Raw genomic sequence first — 21705 nt, 5'->3', positions numbered from 1 at the left:
ATTTTTAAATCGAATGAATACTGAATTTACTGTTGATTTCTTCAAGAACCGCGGCCATTTGTGTTTGGTTGGTGAGTGCCGCCGAGATGGCGATTCCGTAAATTCCGGTTTCGAGTATAGCCGGAATATCTGCTGATTCGATACCGCCAATGGCTATAATGGGGGTGCTGATCCCAGCTTTTTTTACCCGCTCCATCAATTTTTGGTAACCTTCCAGCCCTACAATCGGACTCAGGTTTTCTTTTGTGCGGGTAAACCTGAATGGGCCCAAACCGATATAATCGGCTCCTTCAGCTACCCTTTGCCGGATATGTTCGAAAGTATTCGCGGTACCTCCGATAATCTGGTGTTTACCGATAATTTTTCTGGCTTCGGGTACAGGCATATCCTGCAGGCCTAAATGCACGCCATAACTATTTACGGCTTTTGCCAGATGCGGATAATCGTTTATAATCAGTTTGGCACCATAATTTTCGCATAAGGCTTGCGCAGCTTTTGCAAAAGGAAGGATTTCGGCTTCGGCTTTGTTTTTAATGCGGAGCTGGATCCACTTTCCACCGGCCTGGAGCACCTGCTCAATGGCATCGATATGGGTGCCTGTTTCAGGGGTTTGCGAGATATATTGTAAGTGCTGAATCATTGTTGTATGGTTAAATTTTGAGTATAAGCAAGGCATTTAGCCCTGGCTTTTTTAAACGTAGTCAGGGCCTGAGAAAGATCGTTCCAGATGCTGCCCAATAGCGCAACTCCATCGAAATTCATTTCTTTTACCAGATCGATTTCGGTTAAACCGATGCCGCCAAGTGCGATGATTTTAAGGGTGGATTGTTGTTTTTCCAAACGGAAATCTGGCGGAATTACGCCCTGATAACCAGGCTTGGAAAGGCTGTTAAACACCGGACCAAAGAAACTATAATCATATTGCCCGATCTGTTCCCTATCAGCCAGGTGGTGGATAGAAGTGCTGAAGATTTTGTTTTCTGGCAATTCCCCATTATTCCTTTCCTTCCTGAAACTTTCGGTATGGTGGATCCGATTGATATTGTAATCTTTGGCAAGCGAATGGAAATGATGCAAAGCAATCCGTGAATGATATTCGGGTGAAATCCCTTCAATGATCTTCCGGTAAGCTGCCTCATCAACATTTTCTTTACGTAGATGAAAAACCTGTAAACCAGCTTCGAAAAGGAGGTTGATCAGGCTACTTTCTTCTTTAAAAACGGTCGGTTTAGAGATTACAATCAGTTCCATAATAGGCTAAGAATAAATTTCGCTTCCTTTTTCGGTAAACTCTTTAGATTTTTCCTCCATGCCTTTGGCCAAAGCCTCATCTGCGGCTACGCCTTGTTTTGCAGCATACTCGCGCACATCCTGTGTAATTTTCATCGAACAGAAATTTGGCCCGCACATTGAGCAGAAATGCGCAATCTTGGCGCCTTCTGCCGGCAAGGTCTCATCATGGAATTCTTTTGCCGTATCCGGATCGAGCGATAAATTAAACTGATCCTCCCACCTAAACTCGAACCTCGCTTTACTCAAAGCGTTATCGCGGTATTGCGCACCGGGGTGACCTTTGGCCAGATCGGCGGCATGCGCTGCAATTTTATAGGTAATTACACCATCTTTCACATCTTTTTTATTCGGCAAGCCTAAATGTTCTTTTGGTGTAACATAACACAACATCGCTGTTCCAAACCAGCCAATCATGGCAGCGCCAATGGCCGAGGTAATGTGATCGTAGCCTGGCGCAATATCTATGGTTAAAGGACCTAATGTATAAAAAGGCGCTTCACCACAATGCTCGAGTTGCTTTTCCATATTGGCTTTGATCAGGTGCATCGGCACGTGGCCAGGTCCCTCGATAATGGTCTGTACATCGTGTTTCCAGGCTATTTTAGTGAGTTCCCCTAAGGTTTCGAGCTCCGAAAACTGTGCCGCATCGTTGGCATCGGCAATACAGCCCGGCCTTAAACCATCACCTAAAGAGAAAGCTACATCGTAAGCTTTCATGATCTCACAGATTTCTTCGAAATGCGTGTACAAGAAGTTTTCCTTGTGATGCGCCAAACACCATTTGGCCATGATCGATCCGCCACGGGAAACAATTCCAGTAATTCTTTTAGCGGTTAAGGGCACATAACGAAGCAGTACCCCGGCATGAATGGTAAAATAATCAACGCCTTGTTCGGCCTGCTCAATTAAGGTATCGCGGAAGATTTCCCAGGTCAGGTCTTCGGCTTTGCCGTTTACTTTTTCCAGGGCCTGATAAATCGGAACGGTACCGATGGGTACTGGCGAATTGCGGATAATCCATTCGCGGGTTTCGTGGATATTTTTCCCTGTAGAAAGGTCCATAATGGTATCTGCACCCCAACGGCAGGCCCAAACAGCTTTTTCTACTTCTTCTTCAATGGTAGAGGTAACCGCGGAATTGCCAATGTTGGCATTAATTTTCACCAGGAAATTACGGCCGATAATCATCGGTTCCAACTCAGGGTGGTTAATGTTGCAAGGGATTACCGCTCGTCCGGCGGCCACTTCATCCCGCACAAATTCCGGCGTGATGTATCCTTTTGGGGTATTGGCACCAAAACTATTACCCTGATGCTGATGGTTCATGACCTCGTGCTGATCGCCCAATTGTGCATTCAACAATTCGATCTGCTGATTTTCCCTAATGGCAATGTATTCCATTTCGGCCGTAATGATGCCTTTTTTTGCATAATGCATTTGCGATACATTGGCACCAGGTTGGGCTTTATAAGGTTTAGTGGTATAATTAAAACGCAAAGCATCAAGTTTATCATCTGCAAGGCGTTGTTGCCCATAAGCAGAAGACAGTTGATCAAGCTGCGTAACATCCTGCCTGTCTTTAATCCATTGTTCCCTTAAGCGTGGAAGCCCTTTCCGTACATCAATAACCGTATTTGGATCGGTGTAAGGGCCACTGGTATCATACACGGTTACGGGTGGATTGGGTTCTGTTAAACCAAATCCATTGTGGATTTTCGTTTCGGTTAAACTGATTTCGCGCATGGCCACCTGGATATCGTGGATTTTTCCGGATACAAATATTTTGCGTGATGCCGGAAATGGGCTGCGACTGATGACTTCCTGGTTTGGTGTTTTTTCTTGTTTCATATTTGAATGATAGAATGATTGAAGGAGAGAATGATTGACTGAATGAATTATTGATTACCCTCCCTGCGTGGCTTTAATGAGTATAACCTGATCGCCTGGGTTTAATAGATAGGTGTCCCAAACAGATTTGGAAATGATGGTTTGGTTAACGGCTATAGCAATGCCATTTGTCTCCGTTGAAATGACAGCAGTAAGCATTTGTTCGATGGAACAGGCCTCGTTTAGCAGATAGTTTTGATTGTTTATAGTTACTTCCATATTGTAAAAAATTGGAAAAACTATAGAGATTGCCCGTAACAGGGTCGAAAAGACAGCAATTTATTGCTTTCACTTTTCCCTTCGGCAGTACTAACTGCATCAGGTTCAAAGGGTATTTCTCAGCACGTAGGCACCCCTAAAGTTTTTTGTAAATATATGTGATTAAATTTCTAATGCAAATAAAAATTGATATAGATAAAATCTATAGTTTGCTATTAGTAATATTGTTGTCATTCTTAACGCAGTGAAGAATCTTTAAGTGATTAATGCAAAATCATTAAATAAAGATCCTTCGTTGCACTCAGGATGACAAATTGGAGGGAGTGAACGTCCAATTTTTGGCTTATCAGACTGCCGACTTAGGACTAAAGACTATGGACTGACCAGCCGCTTTTAGCAAAACGCAAAACTTTTCTTACTTTTGCAACATCACCAAATCCCCGATACATGTAAGATTCATTTCTTTTCTGAAAATAGATAACTGGCAGAGCGGTTCCGTTCCTGCAATTATTTTACCAATTAAAAAAGAAATTTATGCTTAATCTACAAGGGGCTAGCTATATCCATGCTAATGGAGATTTATTGTTTTCAGATTTAAATCTCAGCATTAACAAACACGAAAAAATTGCACTCATTGGCCATAATGGCGCAGGAAAATCAACACTTTTAAAAATTTTAGCGGGCAAACTCATGCCAACTGGCGGACATGTTAAAACAGAATCGACGCCTTATTATGTACCACAGCTTTTTGGTCAGTTTAATGATTTCACCGTCGCGCAGGCACTCCGGATTGAAGATAAACTAAAAGCGCTGAACGAAATTCTAAACGGAGAAGTGACCGATGAAAACATGTTTACACTTAATGATGACTGGGGCATTGAAGAACGCTGCGCGGAAGCTTTAAGCTATTGGCGATTGGAAGATTTAGACTTAGACCAGAAAATAGAGAGTTTAAGCGGTGGACAAAAAACCAGTGTATTTTTAGCCGGCACCACCATCCACCGCCCTGATATTGTTTTGCTGGATGAACCGACCAATCATTTAGACCTGGAAGGCAGAAACAGGTTATACGATTATATCCGATCGACTCGGGCTACTTTATTGATAGTGAGTCATGACCGTACTTTATTGAGCCAAATTGAGAAAGTTTGCGAATTAAGTTCGCGTGGAATAACCCTATACGGTGGAAATTACGATTTCTATGCTGCTCAAAAGAAAATTGAAAATGAGGCGTTGAACCATGATTTAAAAGCGAAGGAAAAAGCACTGCGTAAGGCTAAAGAAGTAGAAAAGGAATCGCTGGAGCGGCAACAGAAGCTAGATGCCAGAGGGAAGAAAAAACAAGAAAAAGCGGGATTACCGACTATTTCGATGAATACGTTAAAAAACAACGCAGAAAAAAGCACGGCAAAGTTGAAAGGTGTACATGCCGAAAAGCTTGACCATATTTCTGCTGAATTAAGCCAGCTCAGGTCTGCACTGCCTGATGCAGATAAAATGAAAATCGGTTTCGACCAGGCTACACTGCACAAAGGAAAAAGCATTGTGGAGGCTAAGGAGCTCAATTACGCTTTTCGCAATCATTTCATTTGGAAGGAGCCAATTAGCTTTCAGGTTTTTAGTGGCGAGCGTTATGTGATAAAAGGCCGGAACGGATCAGGCAAAACCACCTTGATCAAGCTTATTTTAGGTCAGCTGCAACCCTCGATGGGGAGTCTAAATCGAGCAGACATTAACTCCATGTATATTGATCAGGATTATTCCCTGATCGATAATCAACTCACCGTTTACGAACAGGCCCAGCAATACAACTCGGGCGTATTGCAGGAACATGAAATAAAAACCCGTTTAAACCGGTTTTTATTTGGTAAAACCGATTGGGATAAAACCTGCTCAGCCTTGAGTGGTGGCGAGAAAATGCGGTTGATCCTTTGTTCGTTAACCATCAGTAACCAATCGCCCGATCTGATGATATTGGATGAGCCCACCAATAACCTTGATATCCAGAATATAGAAATTTTAACGGCAGCCATTAATGGCTACCAGGGAACGCTTCTGGTGATATCACACGATGAATATTTTCTTGACCAGGTAAAGGTTGAACATACCATTCATCTTTAAAATAAATATATAGCCTTATCTTCGTTCCAAACTATTAAAACCAGCACACTATGCAAAACCTGTTAGCACTCCAAAGTGGCGAAATAAAGGACGCAGTATCGTTAAAACTTTCTGAAAACCTGACCGAGTTTCCAAAGGAAATATTTGAGCTGGCCGATACCCTGGAAGTACTGGATTTATCTTTTAACAAATTAAGTGCGTTACCGGCAGATTTCGGCCGGTTAAAAAAGCTGAGAATTTTTTTCTGTTCTGAAAATCTTTTTTCGGTTTTACCAGAAGTACTGGCCGATTGCCCTGCTCTGGATATTGTTGGTTTTAAATCCAACCGGATTGAAATCGTACCGCCGAAGTCGATCAACCCGAATTTACGCTGGTTAATCTTAACAAATAACAACATTGCTGAACTACCAAAAGAAATTGGCCTTTGCAAAAGGATGCAAAAGCTGATGTTATCTGGCAACCGTTTATCTACACTGCCTGAAGAATTGAGCAATTGCCAGAATTTAGCATTATTGCGGATTGCGGCGAATAAACTCCACGAATTACCGCAATGGATTATGCAACTGCCAAAACTATCATGGATTGCATTTTCGGGGAATAATTTTAGTAAAACACCAGCTGTTGAAACACTTTCATTGATCAACTGGCATGATTTAGAAATCAGCCATTTGTTAGGCGAAGGCGCATCGGGTATTATTTCAAAAGCAAACAGAAGCATTGGAGACGAAACCAGCGAAGTAGCGGTTAAAATATTTAAGGGCAATGTAACCAGCGATGGTTTGCCGGAAGATGAAATGACAACTTATATTGCTGCGGGTTATCACCCGGGTTTGGTCAATCTAATCGGACAGATTGCTTTACATCCGGAAGATAAAAAAGGACTGGTAATGGACTTGATCCCGCATCATTTTTATAATCTTGGCAATCCACCAAGTTTAGAAAGCTGTACCAGGGATGTTTTTCCTGTTGATCGAAAACTTTCTGAAAAACAGATTATGAGTATCGCTAAAACCATAGCCTCATTAGCGGCTCAATTACATGAAGCAGGCATTATGCATGGCGATTTGTATGCACACAATACCTTGATTGATGATGAGGGCAGCACTCTGTTCGGCGATTTCGGCGCGGCCAGTTTTTACGATAAAACTTCTACAGAAACGGCTAATGTACTGGAGCGGATAGAAGTAAGCGCCTATGGTTATCTGCTGGATGATTTACTTTCTTTAAAAAACGAAGAGGTAAGTGAGGAAATTTATAAAATGATCAGTGAACTTAGAGATGCCTGTTTGGCTTCAGTACCTTTAGAGCGACCAGGTTTTAAGGAATTAGTTGCTCAGTTGGCTCAGATTTAATCACAATTGCTAGAAAAATCGTCATTCTCGCGCAGGCGGGAATATCTTAAAGCATTTTACATTAAGATTATTCATAAGTTTTCCTTGTTTCAAAGGCATTCATGAGCACTCCGTGGTTCCCAATCAAGCCGATAGCTATCGGCTTGGGAATGACGAATCTTCGCGTCCTATCAACTTGCTAAAATAACAAGCCATCTATGTTGATTTGTATGTAATAAATTCAACTTCGAAATGCCGACCACTTTATTGAAAAAAACTATTAATTCTGCTGCTTTTTTGCCCAATCCAATCTTCTCTGATCAGGTGTGGTTGTAACCTTAAAATTTTCGAAAACAGCGTTAAAACCTTTACCATCAGGGCAGGCGGCTACCAAACCCACCATCACTGGCGCATTATCTTTAAAATAACAGGTACGGAGCATGGTATATTTTTTATCATCTAAGGAGTAAAAAATTTCTACTGCGTCCAGTTTCCGAACGGCTTTCATCCAGATTGATGCAGGTGCTTTTTCCAGTTCTACCACGCTCCAATCGCTCGTTTTATGCGTGACAACGGCACTTACATTTTGTTTCCCATTAACAAATTCTACTCCTGCTTTAATCCACTCTTCTTCATTAATGCGAAGCATCAATCCCATCTGATCGAAAGTAGTTACATAATTTCCGGTAATTTTTACCTTCACCTCAAACTCGCCACCATAAGTAGCATAGTAGAAGGGTGCATCATCAACCGTAAAACCATAATGCGAAATGCGCCAATAATCGGTTTTTGCGGGCACGAACATGCTAAAGGTATTTTTATCTTTAATTTCCCATTTTTCAGGCTCGTTAAACCAATTCATTTTGGCCAAACTTTGGGAATGGGCCTTTGGACTAAATAAATAAGATAATACAGCAATTAAGGCTAGTAATTTAAGTTTCATTTGTGTGTTGTAATTGGTTATTGTGTGTTGCAAACATAATGCAGGGTTAAACTTTTGGAAAGGACATACATCACTATTTTTATGTGATGATTATCACGCAAATATTTTGTCAAAACAGGTGTATTGGATTTAAAAATCTTGAATAAAGAGTACATTTGTTTACATCAGGAACATGGAATTAGATTTTTTAAGAACGCACATCCATCAGATTATTTGTTTAACAGATGAAGAATTTGAACATGCTGCATCTTTTTTTACCAGGCGGAAATACAAAAAGCACCAGTATATTATTCAGGCAGGTGATGTAGCCAGTCAGGAGCATTTTGTAGTGAAAGGCATTGTAAAATCTTCATATACCGACCATGAAGGAAAAGAATATATTTTACAGTTAGCCATGGAAGAGTGGTGGTTTTCCGATCCGAACGCTTTTAACACGGGTATGCCGGCAACCTTAAATGTAGATTGTATTGAAGACACTGAAACACTTTCCATCTCTTTTGACAACAAGGAAAAGCTTTGCGCCTCCTCCCGAAAAATGGAATATTTCTTTAGAAAAAAGTACACTACAGGCAATATGGCCTTGCAAAAACGGGTATTGGCCTTGCTGAGCAATAATGCCAGCGAGCGTTACAAACAATGGCTTAACCAATACCCATCTTTACACAAAAGGATTTCGAAAACCCTTATTGCATCTTATCTTGGGGTAACCAGAGAAACTTTAAGCCGGTTATCGCTTTAAAGTTCTGAGCCTCCGTTTTTTACAACAATGTACACAGAGAAAGGCATGGAGTACATAAAATTGGTGTGTGTATTAGAAGGTTCCATTTTATTCAGTAAATAAATAGATATTATATTTTTTACAGAGATATAAAACTGAATAAGAGAGAAAGATTTTTAAAAATAATTTAAATACCTAATTTGCACAAACCTCTAATTTAATCAGTTCTTATGAAGCAAGCTCTATTATTTATATGCATTTTTTCTGCCTGTTGTGTGAAGGCACAATTCAGGTTCAATGGCGATTTCGAAGATATAAACCCAAGTACCAAAAAGCCCTTATCGTGGCTGTTTTCCTTTAATCAAAATCAGGAAAAAGCATATCAGGTAGTTTTAGATAGTATCACAAAACAGTCGGGAAAATATAGCTTATCTATTAGTCAGATTGGCCAGGAAGCCAATTTTGGTGCAATCGACTTTCCGATTAGCCAGGCTTTTGAAGGCAAAGTGATCGAATTGAAGGGCTACATCAAAACAGAAAATGTAAAAACTGGTTATGCCGGCCTTTGGATGCGCCTTGACGGAAAAGAACATAAAGCAATGGGCTTCGATAATATGAATAACAGAGGCGTTAAAGGAAATACCGATTGGCAATTATTTAGCATTAAACTCGATTACAAAAATGATGAGGTGAGAGAGATACATGTTGGTGCTTTATTAATCGGAGACGGAAAAGCCTGGTTTGATCATTTGGAACTTTTTATAGATGGAAAGCCCATAGAACAGGCTAAGTTTATGAAAATAGAATTGGCGAAGGCAGAATTGGATACTGCTTTCCAAAACAGTTCAGGGATTAAACAAATTGAACTTAATGAACAAAAAACAACGAATCTTATGATTGCCGGACAGTTTTGGGCATTTTTAAAATACCATCACCCGGCCATAGCTAAAGGTGATTATAATTGGGATGCTGAACTTTTTAGGTTTTTACCATCAGTACTCGCTGCTAAGAGTAATCAGGAGTTAAGCATAACTTTAGAGCAATACCTGGATAAATTACCAAAGCCAAACCCCTGTAAAACCTGTGCTAAAATAGCTGCTGAAAAATATGAAATTACACCAGATTATGGTTCCTTACTTAATGGTACGGTACTAAGCAGATCGCTTGGCGACAAGTTAACCTACATCAAAGATAACCGCAATACAGGTCCGAATTATTATATTGAAATGGATCCAAATATTGGAAATCCGATGTTTAAGAACGAGAAGGGATATGCTTCGATGACCTTTCCTGATGCGGGTTACCGTTTATTGTCGCTTTATCGTTATTGGGGCATGATCAATTATTTTTTCCCTTATAAAAATGTTATTGGTGAAGATTGGAATAAAATACTTACCACAAACCTGCCGGTTTTTTTAGGTGCAAAAAATGAGCAGGATTATAGTTTAGCTGCTTTAAGTTTAATTGCACGTGTACATGATACACATGCAAATTTATGGTCGGGCAGTAAAGCATTGAGTGGTTTTAAAGGCAAACTGGCAGCGCCTTTTCAAGCTAAATTTATAGAAGACAAGCTAATTATTACGGCCTTACATACCGATACTTTGGATGTAAAAAGTAAACTTGCAGTAGGTGATGTGATTACGGCTATTAACGGTAAAGACATTCCAGGCCTGATTAGGGAATACCTGCCGATAACGGCTGCATCAAATTATGATACTCAGCTCCGTGATCTGCCGGGTAGCTACTTACTAAGGAGCAATGATAACAGCATTAAAATCAGCGTAAAAAGAGGTAACCAACTTTTCGATTATACCGTGCCAATGGGAAAATTAGCCTTAGCCTATAAAAACCCGGCGGCTGAAAAAGCAGAGGCATTTAAATTGATTAATCAGGATATCGGTTACGTTTACCCAGGTAAATATAAAAATGATCAGTTGCCCGCAATTAAGAAGCTTTTTGCCAATACCAAAGGAATTATTGTTGATATGCGCTGTTATCCTTCCGAATTTATGCCATTTACATTTGGTAATTATATCAAAAATGAAAAAAGTGTATTTGTTAAGTTTACTGCCGGCAGCACAGGCTATCCCGGGGCTTTTAGTTTCGGATCTCCAATAAAGAACGGACAATCATCAAGTGAAGCATACAAAGGCAAAATAGTGGTAATTGTAAATGCAACAAGCCAAAGCCAGGCCGAATATACCACCATGGCTTTTCAAAGTACACCTAATGTAAAGGTAATTGGAAGTACCACGGCTGGTGCCGACGGGAATGTATCATCAATTGTGTTGCCTGGTGGGTTAAACACAATGATTTCAGGATTAGGCGTTTTTTATCCCAATGGTACGCCAACACAAAGAGTAGGGGTAAAAATTGATTATAAAATCTATCCAACCATTGCAGGTATTTCAGCAGGAAAAGATGAGCTGCTGGATAAGGCTATTGAAGTATTAAATACTGGCTGGTAAAAATATATTTTAACATGAGCTTAGGTGATCTGTAGAGACTCAAAAAAACCTGAACTGCTTCATCCTACCGGTGGAGAACCTGGCGCAACCAGCCGAGGAGGGCCATAACGGCAATGTCATTAAGTAAATGACAGTAATAATTTACATGTAAAAATTCCCTTGTGATACAGTCACTTGGAGCGGAGTGCAACGCCGTCGGGTACCACGTAGTAATTAGCGAAGATAAATCTGTTTGATAGATCTCTCCACTTCGCGTTACTCCGGTCGAGATGACGACCTTTTTTGGAGTATATCAATTACAGACTCCAAAAAAGTCGTCCTTATAAGGAAGAACGAAAAAGCCAGTTTAAAAACACTCCACTTCCCAAAATCGCGACCAGTTTTTGCCTGCATCAAGTTTTACTATGCCCTCTTTGTGTGATAACTCCTGGTTGTGGTTAACGCCATCAGCAACTCCGCACCAGGGCTCTAAACATACAAAAGGCGCATCGGTTGCCGCCCATATTCCAAAAAACGGGAAATCTTCAAAATGGAAATGCAGGCCATAATCATTTTTAGTATTAAGCAAACTAATGCAGTTGCTTTGCAGGGTTTTGAAAACCAGGGCATCGTTATAAAACAGATCATGTGTAAGCTTTAGCTTATGTGCATTAAGCTCAATATTTTTGGTTTCGTTTGCCACCAGGCCATCTTCAAGTTTCCAATAGCTTAATTTCTCATCAGCATTAAAAGCCAGATAATAATCTTCGTAAACAGTATTTGGGGTATTGGGTACTGCAAATGCGGGGTGTGCACCAACTGAAAATAAAAGTTCGGCAATACCGGTATTTATTACCTCATAAGTTAAATTCAGTTTCCTGTCGATTAGCCGGTACCTCAGTTTGAGCTCGAAATAAAAAGGGTATACTTTTAAGGTATCTTCATTTTGGGTTAACGTAAAAACAGCTTCGCTTTCACTTATTTTTTCGAAATTAAAAACATGATCGCGGGCGAATCCATGACGGGGTAGCTCGTAGTTTTTACCCTGATAAATAAAACTGTTGTTTTTTAATGAGCCGACAATGGGAAATAAAACCGGACTATGTTTTGCCCAATATTTAGGATTGGCATTCCATAAATATTCCAGCTTGGTTTCTTTACTAAATAAACCTTGAAGTTCTGCGCCTTTAGCCGCCAGGCTAACTTTTATATAGTCGTTTTCGAGAGTTATCATTACAAGCTAAATTAGCAAAAAGATAGGCTTTAAAAACATCTTTTTTATTAATTTTGATTACTGTTTAATACACTGTTTATTTTATTACCCGCCACTTTACTTTTCATCAAAAACAAAATCATAAACCTATGGCGATAGATTTAACCAAATTGTCAAATGTAAAAGTAAGGGCTGCGATTGTCGCGTTGCAAAAAGGTGACGAAAAAACATGGTTTCCTTTATTTGCTGCCGAAGTCGCCTTTTATGATGACGGAAACCAGATGAAATTTAATAATTTCTTTAAAAAAGCACTGGGGCATGAGCGCTTTACCAGTATAGATAAAGTTGAAAACAATGGTTTGGAAGTATATGGTCATTTCCACTCCGACCAATGGGGCGATTTTAAAACCTATTTCAAATTTCAGTTTAACAAAGAAGGAAAAATTGCGAGGTTAGATATTGGACAAGCCTCTTATTGAGTTTGGAATCTGGAGTTGGGCGTTTTGAGTTAGATATGACTCCTAACCCAAACTACCAACTCCGAACTGCTACAACGAACCGCGCTCTTCCCAGATACAAGCAATATTAATGATCGTTTGCACCGCTTTTTCCATGTCCTGCACACTTACCCATTCTTGTTTGCTATGAAAAGCATGTTCTCCGGCAAAAATATTGGGGCAAGGTAAACCCATAAACGAAAGGCGTGAGCCATCAGTTCCACCACGGATACTTTGTTGCTTGGGCACTACGCCAGCTCTTTCAATGGCTTCAATGCCATATTGTACAATTTTAGGATGCTGATCCAGCACCTGTTTCATATTGCGGTATTGTGCTTTAATATTAAGCTCGTAGGTAGACTTTGGATAGTGAGTCATCACTTTTTTTACGGCTTCTTCTAAAAATTGTCCATGTGCGGTTAGTTTCTCATCGGTAAAATCCCTGATGATAAACTGTGCTTCTGCCTCTTCAACCTGCCCGTTCATGCTTACCGGATGGATAAATCCTTCTTTTTGATGGGTAGCTTCCGGGGTGAGTGTATCTTTTGGCAGCGAATCTAAAATTTCAGCAAGTATTTTAATGGCACTTTCCATTTTTCCTTTTGCAAAGCCCGGGTGTGTACTTACACCATAAATTTTAAGGGTAGCGCCATCCGCAGAAAAAGTTTCATCTTCAATGGAGCCTAGTGTTTCTCCATCTATCGTATAACCAAAATCGGCACCTAATTTTTTTAAATCAGCTTTGTCTACACCCCTGCCAATTTCTTCATCCGGGGTAAAAAGAAGTTTGATGATTCCGTGTTTTACCTCTTTGTTTTTCATTAAAAAGGCGGCTGCTTCCATAATTTCTGCTAATCCTGCTTTATTATCTGCACCCAATAAAGTTGTTCCGCTGGCGGTAATAATATCATTTCCAATCTGATGTTTAAGGTCTTTGTGTTCAGAAAGTTTGATTACAATATGGTGATCATCTGGCAGAATTAAGTCTTGTCCCTGATAATTGTGATGAATAATCGGCTTAACATTTTCTCCGCTACAATCAGGCGAGGTATCCATGTGCGAACAGAAAAAAATTACTGGCAACTGCTTGTTGGTGTTTGATGGGATTGTACCATATACATATCCATTATCGTCCATTTCGGCATCAGCAATGCCAATTTCTAACAATTCCTGAACCAGCGCTTTACCTAAATTCTTCTGTTTTAGGGTTGATGGACAGGTAGGAGAATTTGGATCCGATTGGGTATCAATCCTCGTATATTTTATAAACCGCTGCTCGAGCGATTTGTTAAAGTTGGTGTATGTGCTCATAATTCAAAGGTAAAAGTTATAGATATCCGATAATCATATTATTTTTGTAAAAAAAGATATGATTTTTAATTTGCCGAGAGCTATCTATTTAACCCTTCTGCTCGTTTTTATTGAAAGTTTTTCTTTTGCTCAATCCAACTACTTTAAAATGTCGTATGGTTTTGGCGGTGGGATGAATAGATCATATACCGACGTATATCAGGGAGACTACGGAAAAATTGTTTACGGTGTTTTTGATTATCACCTGACTCCATTCCTAACAATGGGTCTGGAAGGGCAATACGGAAGGATCAAAGGAGGGATTGCCGTTGAGGATCCCGCCGGCCGTTGGTTTGTCAACAAATACACAGCACTTACGGTTAATCTAAAATTAATGTTGGGGGAACTCGTTAATTATAACCAGGGAGGATTACTGTATAATATGAGAGGGATGTATCTTGGCTTCGGATTGGGAGCGATAAATAATGACATTTCCAACATAGCAAGATATCGGCCAGGAAAGACTCATACTCCCGACAACCGCTTTGGCGGAGAAGATAAAAGCGTTAACTTTTTACTGCCGATAAATTTTGGATTTAACTACTACATAAAAGATAGCTATGGTTACATGAGGTATGTAATCAATGTTAATGCTCAGTCTAACATCACTTTTGGCGAAGGATTGGACGGTTATAGCGAGTCGAGACTAAGATCCAACAATGCCTATCCAGATATGTACAATTCGGTTACCTTAGGCTTTAGGTATATGTTCGGAAGCGTTCGCTCTTACCGTAAAACGCTGTAAATTTTATTTATAAGTAGCATGAGGATATTATTATCAGTTTTTATATTTTCTTTTTCATTAACTGCTATGGCACAGAAATCGCCCTTCGAATTAAGTGGAAAAACTGAAACAACTACTTATACAGCTGCAATAGCTTATTACAAAGATCTGGCTAACACCTACCCGGAAGCCAGGTTCTTAACTTATGGAAGTACAGATTTTGGTAAGCCGTTACATCTGTTTGTTTTATCAAGGGATAAGGTTTTTGATCCGGTACTGAACAGGAAAAGCAATAAAAGGGTATTATTGATCAACAATGGCATTCACCCTGGCGAACCAGAGGGCATAGATGCATCGATGATGCTGGCCCGCGATCTGCTTAAAGCCGGTAAACTGCCAAAAGATGTGGTTATCTGTATTATTCCGCTTTATAATATTGATGGAAGTTTTAACCGAACAGGCACATCGAGGGCCAACCAGAACGGACCACTGACCTATGGATTTAGGGGCAACAGCAAAAACCTCGACCTTAACCGCGATTTTATTAAAACCGATTCGAAAAATTCGGCAACCTTTCAACTCATTTTTAACACCTGGCAACCTGAAATATTTGTAGATACCCACACCAGCAATGGTGCCGATTATCAATATGTGATGACGCTTATCCCGACACAAAAAGATAAGCTAAACCCTATACTTGCTGATTATTTAACCAAAACTCTGGTACCTGATCTTTATACTGGTATGGAAAAGCTGGGTTACCCGATGATTCCTTATGTAAACTCAATAGGCGAAACCCCTGAAACCGGAATAACAGGTTTTATTGATCCTCCTCGTTATTCAACAGGTTATACCACGCTGCACAATACCATTGGTTTTATGCCCGAAACACATATGTTAAAATCGTACGATCTGCGTGTGGATGCCACTTATAAACTCCTGGAAAGCTACATTAGGATTGTTGAGCGCGATGCTAAAATTATCGGAGAGAACAAGCGCAGAGCGGACGAAGCTGTTGCAGCGCAAAAGGAATTCCCGTTAGAGTGGAAATTAAATCAAACTGAAGTAAACGATTTGACCTTTAAAGGTTTTGAAGCCGGGCAAAAGCCGAGCACGGTAACCGGTGCCGACCGTTTATATTACGACCGTAACAAGCCTTACACTAAAACTATAAAAGAATGGAACAAGTTTGAACCTGCATTATCTGTTCAAAAACCTATTGCCTACATTATTCCGAAAGCCTGGGATCGCGTAATTGCACTGCTTAAACTGAGCAATGTTAAAATCAGCGAACTAAGAGCTGATCAGAAAATTGCGGTGGAAAGTTATTATATCAGCGATTTTAAAACAGGCACAAGACCTTACGAAGGACATTACCTGCACTCGGCCGTAAAATTGAATACCGCACAACAGAACCTCCAGTATTATGCCGGCGACTTTGTGGTGTACGCCAACCAGTCTGTTAACCGTTATATTATAGAAACACTGGAACCGCAGGCCACCGATTCTTATTTCAACTGGAATTTTTTCGATTCTATTCTGGATATGAAAGAGCATTATTCGGCCTATGTGTTTGAAGATACTGCAACAGAACTGCTTAAAAACAATCCGGAACTGAAAAGTAAACTGGAAGCCAAAAAATCATCAGATGCCGAATTTGCAAAGAGTGCGGCTGCACAACTTGATTTTGTGTATAAAAATTCTGATTATTACGAAAAAACTCACAACAGATATCCGGTAGCCCGTTTGGTTACAGACGTAAAACTTGATTTAAAATAATGCCCATGGAATACTTCAATATGGCACCAGTTGCCTCCGTAATTTTCGTTTTTACCATTATTACCAGTTTATACGCTTTCTACGATCATTCCCTTTACGGAAAATTTATGCTGCATCCTTTTAGTGTATCAAAAGGACAGAATGTATATACCTTGATTACCAGCGGGCTTGTGCATGCAGATTGGATGCACTTGTTTTTTAATATGTTTACCTTTTATGCTTTCGCCTTTACATTGGAAAGTTTGATGGGGAGCTGGCAGTTTGGATTACTATATTTTTTGGGTTTGGTACTGAGCGATTTACCTACTGTTATTAAACATAAAGATCATTTTAACTACAATAGCCTCGGTGCTTCGGGAGCCATTAGCGCGGTACTTTTTAGCTATATTTTGTTTAACCCAATGTCTAAAATTTACATTATGTTTATCCCGATCGGGATTCCGGCTGTAGTTTTTGGGATTTTGTATTTAATTTATTGTGCTTATGCTTCGCGGAACTCACGAGACCATATCAATCACGATGCACACTTTTTTGGTGCCTTAACCGGATTGATTTTTACGATTATTTTTGTTCCGGGGATCTTGCAGAACTTTATTACAATGTTAACTGGCGGGAGATAGTTTAACTTCGTCAACTTGACTGAAGTGTAGTCCGGAGGTTAAGGCATATCGCGTAGACACGTCTTTTTCGAAATTTTTATGCGTAATGCTGGCTTCCTTTAAAAAAACCAGGAGGTTTTACCGAAGAACGCCGTCAATCCCAAGGGCCAGGAAAATCAAAAAACAGTAGCACAATAGTACAATTGGCACGATCAAACCTCAAACGCAGTGGTTTTGTGTTTCATGTTTGCAAAACCTTTCACTTACCTTTAACAAACAAAACAAAGTGCCGCTGTTTTTTGATGTATATGGGTATGTGTAAAAGGCCCCTTGCCGGATTGACAAAGCGCTTTGGGTACTTTGGCGCTCCAAAGTACCGTGCCCCCGCGGCGTAGAGCGGGAGATAAATCTATAACAGATTTTTCTACTTCGTTGCACTCCACTCGAAGTGACAATCGCATTTTGATTATCGAAAAATTTAAATCTGTGTTTATCCGTGTACCTCTGTGGTAAAAACTTAGCCAGCAGTAGGTAAATAAGGTTTCTCGAAGAAACTCATTGGCTCATCAGGATTTTTAATAATCTCAAACACCACGTATCCCCAGGGTTTCCAGAAATTTTCCAGTACCTGTGCATATACTTTGTTTTGCCAAACATCAAAAAGCGGTTTAGTCATGTTTCCACGTAAAGGCATAGCTTCGATATAGGTGGTGCCTTCAACAGGCATAAAAGTATATTCGGGTAAACGGTTAAACAGATAGGCAGAATAATAAAAACGCGCACTCAGCTCTTCAAACTGCTCGGCAGTTAAGGCTTTGGCTTTAATCTCATTGATGAGATCCTGGTGATAACGTTTATTGGTTCCATTATCCTGTAAACAGGCAATAATGCCAAAATCTTTCATTTTTAACGAGAAGGTTAAGGTGTTAATCTCATCACGGAAACTGAATGGCGTTTCTCCGTTTTCGAGTTTTACTACCGTGATAGACCATGGTGAAAAATCTTCAAACTCCAGGCTGGTATACAGGTTCTGCATCATGAAATTCAGATTGGCAAATTTCATCATCAAAGATTGCGACATGTTTAATCCATCAGCAGTCATTTCTTTCCGTAAAGCCGAATGCATTTCGATATACACAAAGCCATATAAAAATTTGCCGATCCAGTTGAAAAGATCCAGTTCAGGCAGCGCAGAAATGGCATCATAACCTTTTGCAAATGCCCCTTCTATTTTATCTTCCAAAGGATCTAAAAACTGCTCGTTTATCTCAGTATTTACCGGGATAACCAGCGTATTGTACGAACGGATACTCTCATCCAAAAACTGGATCTGCTCTTCGCCACTTAAAGCCGCCTGCTCCAATAACCATTTTGGAAGCAAAGGCACCTGGATTACAGGAGAATTAAAAGTTTTTCCGCTTAAAAAGCAGGTTTTATATAAAAAATCGAAGTTTTGGAAAGGATTGTATAAGCCAGTATTCATCGCTGCAATATTAGCCATTATATTTTTAGGGCTAAACAATGATGTTTTATTTTAACGCAGGGATTACAACCACCTCACCCTATTTACGTGAATGGTATTGCAATGTTCAATTTATCCCTCTCCTGCAAGAGAGATGCACAGGTAGTGCGTAAAGCAGTTCCTTAAACAAAGGGGGGTGCTAACTCCCCTCCTTTTCAAGGAGGGGCCGGGGGTGGTTAAGTTTTAGTAATTATTATAATAATAACTGATATCGTCAACCAGCTGGGTATAAATCGGTTTGGTAAATTCTAAAAACAATGCACTTGGTGGTGGCGGTAGTTGTTCTTTTCTTCTGGTAATAGCCAATTGTTGTTTACTCAGGGCCCTGTCATCGCCCTTATAACTGGCCCAGCTATCTTTCCAAATATAAGTACCAGGGAATTTCTGTTGGCGTACCAATTTTTTTGTTTTCCAATCAGTAATGCTCATATCCAATAATCCTGATGACGAGATATTCTTTTCGAAAATACTTAAGGCGGCTTTTACTGTACCATAAACTGGTTTTTTATCGCGTGTTTCGCCGATTACCACGCTGTCGCGTTTTAACTTTTCAACCCTTTCTTTTACATAGGTTTGGCCTACTACAAAATCGTCAAAGTTTAAGCTTAATACCTGGTCGGGAATAATTTTTTGATCTGTTGCCTGTGTTTCGCCATAAAATATCACAAACTTATTTCTCGAGTAATTTCCGATAAACTGATCAATCTGCTGCTGGAAATAATCGGCGCTTAATTTGTACATGCCGCTGTTTACAACAATTGGCTGTACCACAACCCTGGTTACTGCTGCCCAATAAGCATCCTCCATTTTGGCTTTGGTATCCTTATAATCGGGCTGAAGATTTACGACTTTCTCAAATTCATAATAGGCCTTCTTTGCTGCCTGACGGTTGTTCTCTCTTAAATATCCAAGGCCAGAGTTGTACCTGGCGGCGGCTGCATTATACTTGCTTTCTGCTAATTCACTGATGTATTTTGATGGACCTGGTACAACGGTTAAACAAGCTGGACAGCTATTGATGTCATCTGCCAATTGATTTATTTTTTGATAATCGTACATCACCGATTCCCACCTGAATAGATCGTTTGACATTTTCGCCTCCTCAATTTTCCGTAAATGATCCTTTAAAGCTAAATCGTAAGCCGTTTTTAGCACTTGCATGGCTTCGCTGTTTTTAGGTGAGTTTTGCAGCCTGCTCACCGATTTTTCAACAGAAGCATCGTAATCACCTTTTTGTAAGGCATTTTTTCCTGTGGTACATCCTCCAATAATTATTAAGGATAAATAAATAAAATACCGTAATCTTGAGCTGTTTTTCATGACAGTAGTAGTTGCGTTAATAAAACAAAGATAAATTTGTAAAGCGATAATTACCTTATTTATTTAGAAGACGATTGATAATGAAGATTAGTTGCAGGCAATTTGAATTAGAATTAAAACATCCTTTTTCGATCTCGAAATTTACCCGAACCAGTACACCTTTAATGTTATTAAAGATCGAACATGAAGGCGTTGTGGGTTATGGCGAAGCCTCTATGGTGCCATATATGGGCGAAAGCTACGAAAGTGCGGACAGTTTTCTTCAAATGGTAGACTGGGATAAAATCCAGTTTCCATTTAACTTTGGAGAAATTATTGCCTATCTAGATAGCCTTGCACCAGGTCAACCGGCCATTAAAGCAGCCATTGATATTGCGCTTAACGACATTCAAGGGAAACTTCTAAATAAACCCTGTTACGAAATTTATGAGGCCGACCCTGCAAAAATGCCGATAACTTCTTATACCATCGGGATTGATACCCCAGAAGTAATCCGCGAAAAACTGAAAGATGCCGAAGCTTTTAAAGTGATTAAGGTTAAATTGGGAAGGGATAACGACCAGGAAATTATCGAAACTATCCGCAGCATGACCAGCGTACCACTCTATGTAGATGCAAACCAGGGCTGGGCAGATAAGATAAAAGCGATTGACCTGATTTATTGGCTGCATAACCAGGGTGTGGTTCTGATTGAACAACCTATGGATAAAAATAATCTTGATGGAAATGCCTGGTTAACCGAGCGTAGCCCTATTCCATTACTTGCCGATGAAGCCGTACAGCGTTTAGCCGACATGGATAAACTGAAAGGCGCTTATCATGGTATTAATGTAAAACTGATGAAAAGCTGCGGAATGTACGAAGGGCATCAGATGATTTTAAAAGCCCGTTCTTTTGGAATGAAAGTGCTGATCGGTTGTATGAGCGAAACCAGTTGTGCTACTTTGGCTGCCGCTGCTCTGGCTCCCTTATGTAATTGGGCCGATTTAGATGGCCCATGGCTGACCAAGAATAACCCATTTACTGATCCGGCTTTTGAAAACGGGAAGTATATCTTAAAAAATCTGCCAGGTTTAGGCTTAGCGGATATTACTTCTGATCTTTTTCTTTAAAACTTTTTCTGATGTCTTTAGTAAGTTGATACTTAAAGTAAAACAAACAAGCCGTTGTGCCTACCAAAAAGCCAGCTGGAAGATATTTGTGATTATTGTAACACCAAACCAGTCCAAAAATAGAAAGTATAATGGCTAAGTTATAGAAGATGTTTAAAGCAAATTTTTTACCCACGGTGGAAAGATTGAATTAGAGAGTGATTGAATGACAGAATTATAAAATGAATTTTGAATAAGCGTTATGCTATTAACAATCACTCATTCAAAACTCATTCATGCTATCATTAATATACTGGCATATTCGGGTCAAAAGCTTCTTGCCAAGCCAAAATGCCACCTTTTAAATTATAAAGATTTTCAAATCCGTATTGCTGCTCCAACTGCATTACTGCTGCAGCGCTTCTTTTTCCGCTACGGCACTGAATAATTACCGGTTTATCTTTAGCCACCTTATCAGCTTCAATTAAAATTCCACCTAAAGGGATATTCTCACCATCAAGATTGGAAACTTCATATTCGAATGTTTCACGAACATCAATTAGTTGAAAATCTTCTTTGTTATCGATTTTCTCTTTTAGTTCTTGTACCGATATTTCTTTCATTTTATAAAATGTATTTATGCAAATA

The 21705-nt window shown here is 39.8% G+C and carries 20 protein-coding genes and 1 riboswitch; of the genes, 9 read left to right on the top strand and 11 right to left on the bottom strand.

What is annotated here, in order from left to right; genetic code table 11:
* Positions 1 to 4: 4 nt before the first annotated feature.
* From FFJ24_RS20820 to thiS, 4 genes are read right to left on the bottom strand one after another with little or no spacing between them, the layout of a single operon-like run.
* Positions 5 to 640: a thiamine phosphate synthase gene (locus FFJ24_RS20820; RefSeq protein WP_138819073.1), complete on the bottom strand. Its 636-nt coding sequence runs from the start codon at positions 638 to 640 to the stop codon at positions 5 to 7.
* A complete protein-coding gene (locus FFJ24_RS20815; RefSeq protein ID WP_138819072.1) occupies positions 637 to 1251 on the bottom strand; it encodes a thiamine phosphate synthase in 615 nt (204 codons plus the stop codon). Before FFJ24_RS20815 ends, FFJ24_RS20820 begins: the two co-directional genes overlap by 4 nt.
* A 6-nt stretch (positions 1252 to 1257) precedes the next feature.
* Complete coding sequence (gene thiC / locus FFJ24_RS20810) at positions 1258 to 3141, bottom strand: phosphomethylpyrimidine synthase ThiC (protein ID WP_138819071.1); 1884 nt, start codon at positions 3139 to 3141, stop codon at positions 1258 to 1260.
* A 54-nt stretch (positions 3142 to 3195) separates the two neighbouring features.
* Positions 3196 to 3399 (bottom strand): sulfur carrier protein ThiS, encoded by a 204-nt coding sequence (gene thiS, locus FFJ24_RS20805; protein WP_138819070.1) that lies wholly within the window; start codon positions 3397 to 3399, stop codon positions 3196 to 3198.
* A 59-nt stretch (positions 3400 to 3458) separates the two neighbouring features.
* A riboswitch (TPP riboswitch) is annotated at positions 3459 to 3547 on the bottom strand.
* A gap of 386 nt (positions 3548 to 3933) precedes the next feature.
* Between thiS and abc-f the strand changes: the two genes are divergently transcribed.
* Both abc-f and FFJ24_RS20795 read left to right on the top strand, forming a co-directional pair.
* Positions 3934 to 5520, top strand: a complete 1587-nt coding sequence (gene abc-f / locus FFJ24_RS20800) for a ribosomal protection-like ABC-F family protein (protein WP_138819069.1) — start codon at positions 3934 to 3936, stop codon at positions 5518 to 5520.
* A 50-nt stretch (positions 5521 to 5570) separates the two neighbouring features.
* Entirely contained in the window at positions 5571 to 6872 is a 1302-nt protein-coding gene (locus FFJ24_RS20795) for a leucine-rich repeat-containing protein kinase family protein (protein ID WP_138819068.1), read from the top strand.
* Positions 6873 to 7131: 259 nt separating this feature from the next.
* Here FFJ24_RS20795 and FFJ24_RS20790 read toward each other — a convergent pair whose 3' ends face one another.
* A complete protein-coding gene (locus FFJ24_RS20790) occupies positions 7132 to 7794 on the bottom strand; it encodes a DUF1349 domain-containing protein (protein ID WP_138819067.1) in 663 nt (220 codons plus the stop codon).
* 172 nt (positions 7795 to 7966) lie between these two features.
* On the opposite strand from FFJ24_RS20790, the gene FFJ24_RS20785 reads away from it, so the two are divergent.
* Positions 7967 to 8533, top strand: a complete 567-nt coding sequence (locus FFJ24_RS20785) for a Crp/Fnr family transcriptional regulator (RefSeq protein ID WP_138819066.1) — start codon at positions 7967 to 7969, stop codon at positions 8531 to 8533.
* A 209-nt stretch (positions 8534 to 8742) separates the two neighbouring features.
* Positions 8743 to 10983 carry a S41 family peptidase gene (locus tag FFJ24_RS20780; RefSeq protein ID WP_138819065.1) on the top strand — a complete coding sequence of 747 codons (2241 nt, stop codon included), beginning with the start codon at positions 8743 to 8745 and terminating at the stop codon, positions 10981 to 10983.
* A 346-nt stretch (positions 10984 to 11329) separates the two neighbouring features.
* Here FFJ24_RS20780 and FFJ24_RS20775 read toward each other — a convergent pair whose 3' ends face one another.
* Positions 11330 to 12196 (bottom strand): aldose 1-epimerase family protein, encoded by an 867-nt coding sequence (locus tag FFJ24_RS20775; RefSeq protein WP_138819064.1) that lies wholly within the window; start codon positions 12194 to 12196, stop codon positions 11330 to 11332.
* A 128-nt stretch (positions 12197 to 12324) separates the two neighbouring features.
* Between FFJ24_RS20775 and FFJ24_RS20770 the strand changes: the two genes are divergently transcribed.
* Positions 12325 to 12654, top strand: coding sequence for a hypothetical protein (locus FFJ24_RS20770; RefSeq protein ID WP_138819063.1), 330 nt, complete (start codon positions 12325 to 12327; stop codon positions 12652 to 12654).
* A 69-nt stretch (positions 12655 to 12723) separates the two neighbouring features.
* Here FFJ24_RS20770 and pepT read toward each other — a convergent pair whose 3' ends face one another.
* The gene (pepT, locus tag FFJ24_RS20765) at positions 12724 to 13983 is read right to left on the bottom strand and encodes a peptidase T (RefSeq protein ID WP_138819062.1); all 1260 of its coding nucleotides are present in this window, start codon (positions 13981 to 13983) and stop codon (positions 12724 to 12726) included.
* 58 nt (positions 13984 to 14041) lie between these two features.
* Here pepT and FFJ24_RS20760 point away from each other — a divergent pair, with 58 nt between their 5' ends.
* The 3 genes from FFJ24_RS20760 (at position 14042) to FFJ24_RS20750 (ending at position 17145) form a co-directional block, all read left to right on the top strand.
* A complete protein-coding gene (locus tag FFJ24_RS20760; protein WP_138819061.1) occupies positions 14042 to 14767 on the top strand; it encodes a hypothetical protein in 726 nt (241 codons plus the stop codon).
* 66 nt (positions 14768 to 14833) lie between these two features.
* The gene (locus FFJ24_RS20755) at positions 14834 to 16525 is read left to right on the top strand and encodes a M14 family zinc carboxypeptidase (RefSeq protein WP_138819060.1); all 1692 of its coding nucleotides are present in this window, start codon (positions 14834 to 14836) and stop codon (positions 16523 to 16525) included.
* 5 nt (positions 16526 to 16530) lie between these two features.
* Positions 16531 to 17145: a rhomboid family intramembrane serine protease gene (locus FFJ24_RS20750; RefSeq protein ID WP_138819059.1), complete on the top strand. Its 615-nt coding sequence runs from the start codon at positions 16531 to 16533 to the stop codon at positions 17143 to 17145.
* Positions 17146 to 17641: 496 nt separating this feature from the next.
* Here FFJ24_RS20750 and FFJ24_RS20745 read toward each other — a convergent pair whose 3' ends face one another.
* Both FFJ24_RS20745 and FFJ24_RS20740 read right to left on the bottom strand, forming a co-directional pair.
* Positions 17642 to 18625, bottom strand: a complete 984-nt coding sequence (locus FFJ24_RS20745) for a hypothetical protein (protein WP_138819058.1) — start codon at positions 18623 to 18625, stop codon at positions 17642 to 17644.
* A 204-nt stretch (positions 18626 to 18829) separates the two neighbouring features.
* Positions 18830 to 19966 (bottom strand): hypothetical protein, encoded by a 1137-nt coding sequence (locus tag FFJ24_RS20740; RefSeq protein ID WP_138819057.1) that lies wholly within the window; start codon positions 19964 to 19966, stop codon positions 18830 to 18832.
* A gap of 80 nt (positions 19967 to 20046) precedes the next feature.
* Between FFJ24_RS20740 and FFJ24_RS20735 the strand changes: the two genes are divergently transcribed.
* Entirely contained in the window at positions 20047 to 21078 is a 1032-nt protein-coding gene (locus FFJ24_RS20735; RefSeq protein WP_138819056.1) for a dipeptide epimerase, read from the top strand.
* Here the strand turns inward: FFJ24_RS20735 and FFJ24_RS26565 are convergent.
* Both FFJ24_RS26565 and FFJ24_RS20725 read right to left on the bottom strand, forming a co-directional pair.
* On the bottom strand, positions 21056 to 21253 hold the full coding sequence (locus tag FFJ24_RS26565) for a DUF6358 family protein (protein ID WP_090981088.1): 198 nt from the start codon (positions 21251 to 21253) through the stop codon (positions 21056 to 21058). The genes FFJ24_RS20735 and FFJ24_RS26565 overlap by 23 nt on opposite strands.
* A 109-nt stretch (positions 21254 to 21362) precedes the next feature.
* Complete coding sequence (locus FFJ24_RS20725) at positions 21363 to 21680, bottom strand: rhodanese-like domain-containing protein (RefSeq protein ID WP_138819055.1); 318 nt, start codon at positions 21678 to 21680, stop codon at positions 21363 to 21365.
* Between the last annotated feature and the right edge of the window lie 25 nt (positions 21681 to 21705).

Origin of the sequence: Pedobacter sp. KBS0701, from assembly GCF_005938645.2 — a bacterium.
Classification (GTDB): domain Bacteria; phylum Bacteroidota; class Bacteroidia; order Sphingobacteriales; family Sphingobacteriaceae; genus Pedobacter.
The sequence above is the reverse complement of the archived record's forward strand: the minus strand, read 5'-3'. Positions and strand labels throughout refer to the sequence as shown.